This is a genomic window from Corallococcus sicarius, assembly GCF_003611735.1.
Classification (GTDB): domain Bacteria; phylum Myxococcota; class Myxococcia; order Myxococcales; family Myxococcaceae; genus Corallococcus; species Corallococcus sicarius.
Window position 1 is genome coordinate 1 of sequence record NZ_RAWG01000411.1, and the last position, 6,885, is coordinate 6,885.

Sequence of the window (6,885 nt, forward strand, 5' to 3'; positions counted from 1 at the left end):
ACCCGCCGGCACGCGCGACAGCACGATGCCGCGCTCCACCTTCATCACCACGCCTGTCGCGTCCGAGCCCAGCGCGAAGCGGCCCTCGCGCCCCACCTCCACCGTCCGTCCGCCCGGGAAGCGCACCACCGCGGAGCCCTGCTCGCCCGTCTCCACTGCGTCGCCCGCGAGCAACGGCCCCGCCACGGCTGGCCCCACCTTGCCCGCGCGCTCCAGGCGCACGTCGCCGGACAGGCCCTCCAACTGCGCGAGCGGCGCCGCGGCCCCCGCGTCCACTTCGGCCACCGGCGCGGGCTTCGGCGCCTCTTCGCGCGCACAGCCCGAGCAGCCCGAGCAGCCACCGACGAGGACGAGCAGCGACAGCGCCAGGATGCGGACAGGACTCACTGAAACCTCGGCAGCGGACGGGAGTCGCGGGCGGACGGCCTCGCGACTCACCGGCCCCTCGGGAACAAATCGACGTTGAAGATGGCCTGCTCGCCGTCGCGCACGGTGACGGTTTTCGTCTGCGACACGTGCCCGGGCGCGGAGAGCGTGATGCGGTACGTGCCGCCCCGGACGCGCGCGGTGAAGCCGCCCGCCTTGTCCGTGCGCGTGCGCAGCTTCGCCTGCGGGATGGACACCGTCGCCACCAGGGGCCGTCCGCTCCGGGCGCTGCGCACCTGCCCCAGCAGCGTGGCCAGCTCGGGCCGGCTGCGCACGGGGGACAGCACCACCCGCAGCTCCGACACCTGCCCCACCACCACCACCGCGGCCTCCTCCGCCGGACGGAAGCCCGGGGCCTCCACGGAGACGGCCACCGGCCCGGGCTCCAGCGCCTCCAGCAGCGCCTCACCCCGCATGTCCGTGCGCAGCCCGGCAGCGCCCGCGGTGACGCGCACACCGGGCAGGGGCACGCCGCCGCCCTTGCCCTGCACCACCGTCACCTTCAGGGAGCCCGTGGTGGGAGGCGCCACCTTCTTGCGCAGCCGGACCTGGACGGGGGCGTTCTCCTCCGAGTCGCTGACGGTGGCGTTCTCCGTCACCTCCTCATAGCCCTCCACGCTCACCCGCGCGGACTGCGTGCCCGACGGCAGGAGCGCCCGCACCTGCCCCTGTGCGTCCGTCACCAGCTCCTCGCTCGTGCCGGGGGTCCTCAAGGAGGGCACCAGGACCCGGGCCCCGGCCAGTGGCGCGCCCGTCTCCGCGTCCACCACCCGCAGCGGGACGAAGCCCTGACGCGGCCCCTCCACGGGCCTCGACGCCCGCACGTCCTCCCGCCACGCAAGCTCCAGCGCCAGGCCCATGCGCCGCAGCCGCTGCTCGGAGCGCAGGCCCGTCTCCTCCAAGGTCATCGTGTCGCGCGCCTGCTGCGCCTCCAGCATCAGCGTCCCGGTCCACCGCTCCCGGCGCACCACCGGGTAGAGCAGCGCCGCCCCGACGACGTAGCCCGTAGAGGACGCCTTCAGGCCTCCCGCCGCGTGCGCGGAGAGCGTCAGCGGCACCTCGCCCCGCGCCTCCAGCCGGAAGCCCGCCGGCAGCGCCACCAGCACCCGGCCCGACACCAGCGCCGCGTGCCGCACGCCCCGCTGCAACACCGGCGCGGACGTGAACCCGCCGAACAGCGGCAGCTGCGCGAAGCCGTACCCCGCGCCCAGCTCCAGCCGCACCGGCCCCAGGAACAGGCGCCCGCGCGGCCCCACCGAGCCGCGCGCGAGGCTGCCGCCCGTCACCCGCACGGACTGCGCGTCCTTCAAGTCGAACGCCTCGCGCTGGAGATCCACCTGGCCGCCCAGCCACGTCCCCACCCCACCCGCCATCCAGCCCGTCAACGTCAGCGCGCCATCGTTCGGCGTCAGCCCGGCATAGGTGAGCCCGGGCCCTACATCCACCTGCTGACCTTCGCGCTGGGCCAGGCCGTAGCGCAGGCGCAGCGAGGCCCGCTCCGGCTCGAGCGGCTGCGCCCCGGAGACCCGGGAGCAGACGAGCGCCAGGAGGAGGACGAGCAGGCGCGGAAGGATGTCGGTGAGGGGGATAGAGCGGCGCAAGGCCCGGCGGAGTATAGAGAAGGAGGGCAGGTCGCCCAACCCGCGATACCGTCATTCGATCAAGAAGCGGCGCGGATCACGGCTGGCTTCTTGCTGGAGTGGAACTGCTTTGCTAAGCATGACGACGGTCGGTAGCGCCTCGTCTAACCTCCGGGATTCACTCCAGAAACATCGGAGCGCCGCCGTGAGCGGGGCGAGCGAACGCTGAGGAGCGCATACGCCCATGGGCACGCAACTGGTGATGTACGAAGAGGAGTTCACCAAGATCAACGCCGTTTGCGACCGGCTCACGAAGGACGCGAACGCGAAGGTGGTCTTCCTCGTCGACAAGAACGGCCAGCTCATCTCCTCCGCGGGCCAGACGCAGAACATCGACACCACGTCGCTCGCGTCGCTGACGGCCGGCAACGTGGCCGCCATGGGCGGACTGGCGAAGCTCATCGGGGAGAACGAGTTCCCCAACCAGTTCCATGAAGGGGCGAAGGACAGCCTCTACATGACCATCGTCGGCAGCCGGGTGGTGCTGGTCGTCATCTTCGACAACCGCACGAGCCTGGGTCTGGTGCGCCTTCGCATCAAGAAGGCCAGCGACGAGCTGACGAAGATCTTCGAAAGCCTCGTGAAGAAGACCGACAGCCCCGGAGCCGGTTCGCCGTTCGCCGAGATCTCCGACGACGATATCGACAACCTCTTCAGCGAGTAACCCGGGAAGCCATGTCCTTCATCAATTACTCATCCCGCGAAATCAACTGCAAGATTGTCTATTACGGGCCGGGGCTCTGCGGGAAGACCACGAACCTCCAGTACATCTACAACAAGACCGCGGCGGACACGAAGGGCAAGCTCATCTCGCTCTCCACGGAGACGGACCGCACGCTCTTCTTCGACTTCCTGCCGCTGTCGCTCGGTGAGATCCGCGGCTTCAAGACGCGCTTCCACCTCTACACGGTGCCCGGTCAGGTGTTCTACGACGCCAGCCGCAAGCTCATCTTGAAGGGCGTGGACGGCGTGGTGTTCGTCGCCGACAGCCAGATCGAGCGCATGGAGGCGAACATGGAATCGTTCGAGAACCTGCGCATCAACCTGGCCGAGCAGGGCTACGACCTGAACAAGATTCCGGCCGTCATGCAGTACAACAAGCGCGACCTGCCCAACGCGGTGACGACCGAAGAGATGCACAAGACGCTCAACCCCCGGAACATGCCGGAGTACCAGGCCGTGGCCCCCACCGGTGTGGGCGTGTTCGACACGCTCAAGGCCGTGGCCAAGCTGGTCCTCACGGAGCTGCGCAAGGGCGGTTGATCCAACGCCTGCTCCCCTGCCGGGTAGGCGTGCCCCCTATCGGGCAGCCCCCGGCAAAGGATGGTATGACCTCGTGCCGTCGGGCAGAGCCGCCTTCCGAGGTCGTACCGTGCGCGTCGCATCCGCCACCTTCCGTCTCCTCGCGCTCCTGAGCGCTGGCCTTTGTGGGCCGGTGTTCGCGCAGGGTGCATCTCCATCCCCCACCCCTCCCGCCACGGCCGCACCGGCGGCTGGCGCCACGCCCACCGCTCCTTCCGGGGAGAAGACGGCGGACGAGGCCTTCACCGCGCGGGTGAAGACGCTGGAGGAGCAGGTCGTCGACCTGAAGGAGAAGATCTACCGCTCCAAGGCGCGCCTCCTGCTGTTGCAGGAGACGGTGATGGGCGGCGAGCTGTCCACGGGGGCCCGCGCGGTGCTCGTGCACAAGAACGAGATGGGCAACGCGTTCCAGCTCGAGTCCGTGGTGTACGCGCTGGATGGCGCGCCCATCTTCACCCAGGTGGACACGCAGGGAGACCTGAACCGGCACCAGTCGCTGGAGGTCTTCAACGGCCGCATCGTGCCGGGCCAGCACCAGCTCGCGGTGCGGCTCGTGTACCGGGGCAGCGGCTACGGCGTGTTCAGCTACCTGGAGGGCTACAAGTTCAAGGTGCAATCCAGTTACACCTTCAACGCGGAGTCCGGAAAGGTCACCACGGTGAACGTGGTGGGCGTGGAGAAGGGTGGCCTCACCACGGACCTGAAGGACCGGCCCGCGGTGAGATACGACATTGAAGTGGCCAAGGACACGCGCACGCCCAGGCCGCCCGTCACCGAGCCGAAAGCGGGGACGGAAGCAGCGCCGGGTGCGGTGCCCGTGCCGGCCTCCACCTCCAGCGAGACGAAGTAGGAGCGGGAGCCGCCGTGACCGCGACGCTGCACGCCCTGGCCCTTGCCCTGTCCCTCGGGGCCGCGCCCGCGCCCTCCCCGGCCCCCCAGCCCGGGGACGCGCTGCCGGCGCTCCCCGCATCCCTGAGCACGCGCGCCGCGTCCGTGGAGGCCGTGGAAGCGCAGCTGCACGCCGCCGAAGCAGGCCTGCGCTTCGTGGAGTCTCAGTTCACCGAGCGCCCCGAGCCGAGCAACACCGACTCGCAGCTGAAGCGCTTCTCCGAGGGGGAGCTGCACTCGCTCCTGGGAGACTGGGCCGCCGCGTCCGTCCTCTTCTACGACCTGGTGAGCGACCCGGACTTCAAGTCCAACCCGCGCTACCCCGAAGCGGTCTTCTACCTGGCGGACGCGCTCTACCAGCAGAAGAACGACATTGGCGCGCGGGTGTACCTGCGGGACGTGCTGGCGCTGCCCCTGACGCCACAGCGCTACAAGGAAGCCGTGAGCCGCTACCTCGCGGTGGCCGGGCGGCTCCAGCAGTTCGAAGGCATCGACGCGTACGTGGACAAGGCGCGCGAGCTGTCCGGCGGCGTGCTGTCCCCGGACATCGCCTACGTGCACGCGCGCGGCACCTTCAAGCGCGCGGACCTGTCTGCGGAGGAGCACCAGCAGCGCTCGCGCGCGCTGTTCGCCCCGCTGGCGCAGACGCCTGGCCGCTTCCGCGTGCAGGCCGTCTACCACCTGGGAGTCCTGAGCGTGCAGGCGGGGGACCTTCCCGCCGCCATCGCGCAGTTCCAGCGCATCGTCGCCACCGGGCCGGACGCGGTGGTGTCCACGGGGATGCCGGAGCCGGAGGCGCAGCGCTTCCGGGAGCTGGCGCGGCTGTCGCTGGGCCGGCTCCTCTACGAGACGGGCCGCTACGACGAGGCGCTGGATCAGTACAGCCAGGTGCCGCGTGAGAGCGAGCGCTTCCCGGAGACGCTGCTGGAAGTGGCGGCGACGTATGTCCGCAAGCAGGACTTCGTGCAGGCGAAGAACGCCACGGACATCCTGCTGCTCGTCTCTCCGGATTCGCAGCTCGCGCCCGAGGCGCAGATCCTCCAGGGCCACCTGCTCCAGAAGCTGCGCCAGTACGACGAGGCGCTGGAGACCTACGACGGCGTGGTGCGCACGTTCGCGCCCGCGCGCGACAAGGTGGACGCGCTGCTGCGCGTGAACCAGGACCCCGTCGCGTACTTCGACAACCTGCTGGCGCGGAACGAGAAGTCGCTCGACGTGAGCACGCTGCTGCCGCCCCTGGCGCTCAAGTACGCGTCCACGCAGAAGGAGGTCGCCAACGCGGTGCGGATGGTGGGCGACCTGGACAGCGGACGGCAGGGCGCGGGCGAGGCGAAGGCCATCGCGGCGCGCATCCTGGAGGCGCTGGACGCCAGAGGGCCGGAGGCCTTCCCGGAGCTGCAGGAGGGCTACACCCGCGTGGAGACCGTGGACACCGCGCTCACGGTGGTGGAGCAGGCGCTGGTGCGCGCGGAGACGGAGCTGGTGGAGGAGAAGCTGACGCCCGCCGAGCGCGAGAAGCTGCTCGTCGCCCAGGGCGTGCGCGAGGCCCAGCGCCTCCGCTTCGAGACGCTGCCCACCACCACCCGCGAGCTGGTGGAGCGCCGCCACCGCATGCAGACGCGCGTGGACGCGGTGGACCGCGACGCCTTCCGACTGGGGTACGAACTGCAGAGCCTGCACGCCAACGCCGCCGCCGTGCGCAAGTGGGTGGAGGACACCCGCGAGGACCGGCAGGCGGACCCCGCCGAGGAGCGCGAGTTCCTGGTGCAGCTCCAGGCGGAGATCGCCACGCTGCGCGACCTGCAGTCGGAGTTGGACCACACCCGCGCCCGGCTCGCGACCGAGCGCCAGTCCACGGACACGTCGCTGGAGGGCGAGGCCGCCATCCGCACCCGGTACTCCGCCGCGCTCCAACACGAGCACGCGGTGCTGGCCGCGGGGGAAGCCCGGCTGTCCGGCGAGGACACGCGCGTGCTCCTGCGCATGCACGCGGTGCGCTCGCGCACGGACATGCTGCGCGGCCGCGTGGCGGTGGCCCGGGTGGCGCTCCAGGCGCGACTGGAGCACCGCGTGCAGTCCATCCGCGCCAAGGTGCGCGCCGAACAGGCGCTGCTCCAGGGCTACGAGCAGGAGGTGTCCAGCGCCTCCGGCGACGCGCGCAACCTCGTGGGCCGCATCGCCTACGACAGCTTCCGGCGCGTGCGCCAGCAGTTCTACGAGCTGGTGCTCAAGGCGGACACCGGCACCGTGGACGTGGCCTTCAGCCGCACGCAGGACAACGCGGTGAACATCCAGAAGGTCGCGAAGCAGAAGAGCGAAGCGCTGCGCGCGCTGGACACCGAGTTCAAGGACGTCCTGTCGCCGGAAGGGGAGGACTGAGCGTCATGCGCCGCCCCCTGCTCGCCCTCCTCATGGCCCTCGCGCCCGTGGCCGTCGTCCACGCCGCGCCCCGGCCCGCCACCAAGGCGTCCTCCAAGGCCTCCACCAAGAAGCCAGCCAAGGACTCCGCCGATGAGCGCCAGGGGCAGGTTGATGAGCGTGAGCAGCGCGTTGCGCACCGAACCGAAGGCCACCACCAGCAGCAGGAAGATGCCCACCACCACCGCCACGCTCAGCCAGGCGATGCTGC

General features: G+C 70.6%; 7 protein-coding genes. 5 read left to right on the forward strand and 2 right to left on the reverse strand.

Annotated features, from left to right (window positions below):
- Both D7X12_RS37235 and D7X12_RS37240 read right to left on the reverse strand, forming a co-directional pair.
- A partial coding sequence (locus D7X12_RS37235; protein ID WP_500683238.1) for a FecR family protein occupies nt 1-387 on the reverse strand: 387 nt, incomplete at its 3' end.
- Between the two features lie 47 nt (nt 388-434).
- The gene (locus tag D7X12_RS37240; RefSeq protein WP_208719530.1) at nt 435-2,027 is read right to left on the reverse strand and encodes an MSCRAMM family protein; all 1,593 of its coding nucleotides are present in this window, start codon (nt 2,025-2,027) and stop codon (nt 435-437) included.
- Nucleotides 2,028-2,250: 223 nt separating this feature from the next.
- Here D7X12_RS37240 and mglB point away from each other — a divergent pair, with 223 nt between their 5' ends.
- The 5 genes from mglB to D7X12_RS37265 form a co-directional block, all read left to right on the forward strand.
- Nucleotides 2,251-2,730 (forward strand): gliding-motility regulator GTPase-activating protein MglB, encoded by a 480-nt coding sequence (mglB, locus tag D7X12_RS37245; protein ID WP_002637270.1) that lies wholly within the window; start codon nt 2,251-2,253, stop codon nt 2,728-2,730.
- Between the two features lie 11 nt (nt 2,731-2,741).
- A complete protein-coding gene (gene mglA, locus D7X12_RS37250; protein ID WP_120615485.1) occupies nt 2,742-3,329 on the forward strand; it encodes a gliding-motility regulator Ras-like GTPase MglA in 588 nt (195 codons plus the stop codon).
- Between the two features lie 109 nt (nt 3,330-3,438).
- Nucleotides 3,439-4,218 (forward strand): dihydrolipoamide acetyltransferase, encoded by a 780-nt coding sequence (locus tag D7X12_RS37255; protein ID WP_120629952.1) that lies wholly within the window; start codon nt 3,439-3,441, stop codon nt 4,216-4,218.
- Nucleotides 4,219-4,232: 14 nt separating this feature from the next.
- Complete coding sequence (locus D7X12_RS37260; protein ID WP_120629953.1) at nt 4,233-6,635, forward strand: tetratricopeptide repeat protein; 2,403 nt, start codon at nt 4,233-4,235, stop codon at nt 6,633-6,635.
- Between the two features lie 5 nt (nt 6,636-6,640).
- Nucleotides 6,641-6,885 (forward strand): hypothetical protein (locus tag D7X12_RS37265; RefSeq protein ID WP_147443915.1); only part of this gene is annotated, 245 nt, incomplete at its 3' end.

What these genes read in the sequence shown, in the direction of transcription:
- mglB (WP_002637270.1), top strand. Translation starts at nt 2,251, where the DNA reads ATGGGCACGCAACTGGTGATGTACGAAGAGGAGTTCACCAAGATCAAC.
- mglA (WP_120615485.1), top strand. Translation starts at nt 2,742, where the DNA reads ATGTCCTTCATCAATTACTCATCCCGCGAAATCAACTGCAAGATTGTC.